The sequence below is a fragment of the Oleiphilus sp. HI0067 genome (assembly GCF_001635735.1).
Map to the genome: position 1 here is coordinate 1 of NZ_LWFI01001232.1, position 721 is coordinate 721.

Below are 721 nucleotides of genomic sequence, written 5' to 3' on the forward strand. Positions count from 1 at the left end.
GATAGTTAAAGACGATAACGTCTCATCACTGTCCGCAGGTGTAATCGGACCAAGTTCTAACGCTACTGCCGTGTCTTCATCAGTGCTAACACTGCTATTAAGTGGATCGCCAAGCAGACCATCAATCACAGACGTATCGTTGAAACTCACTGCTAAATCGGCCTCTATATAAGCGCTGTCCTGTGCTCCTGTGTCACTATCAGTGTCAGTTATATGAATCTGCACCGAGAGTACAAAATCATTATCGTCATCCGTGGCAGGTTGCAGGGTCAGTCCAGTCAATTCGGCTTCCGTTAAGTGAACACTTCCATCCAACTGTGCAGAACCAGCAGATAGTGTTGCCCCCTCTGGCAAGCCTGTAATAACGATATGATCGATCTGTTCAGATCCATCCATATCAACTAACGCGGGCGTTATATTCAGTTCGACGGACTGGTTAATTGACGTTTGAGCATCATAGACGGTCAGCTGTGGTTGATCTGCTTGGGCGCGAATATCAACCTCGACACTGTCACTCAATGAGGGATGATTGATATCGTCAGTAGTGACATCAACTGTAAGCGTAAAGTTATCATCTTGGTGCTCAATTGGCGTCAAGGTCAATCCGACTAGCTCAGCCTCTGTTAACGACCAAACGCCACCACTCTGATTTACACCGGAAGATAGCAGCACACCTTCAGGCACACCACTAATAGTGATGCCCTGAACCACTGCTGTTTCG

1 protein-coding gene is annotated in these 721 nt (G+C 47.2%); it reads right to left on the reverse strand.

The genetic code is table 11. The features are described 5' to 3' along the window. The coding region (locus A3739_RS30110) for a hypothetical protein (RefSeq protein WP_197472433.1) at nucleotides 1-721 on the reverse strand (721 nt) is incomplete at both ends.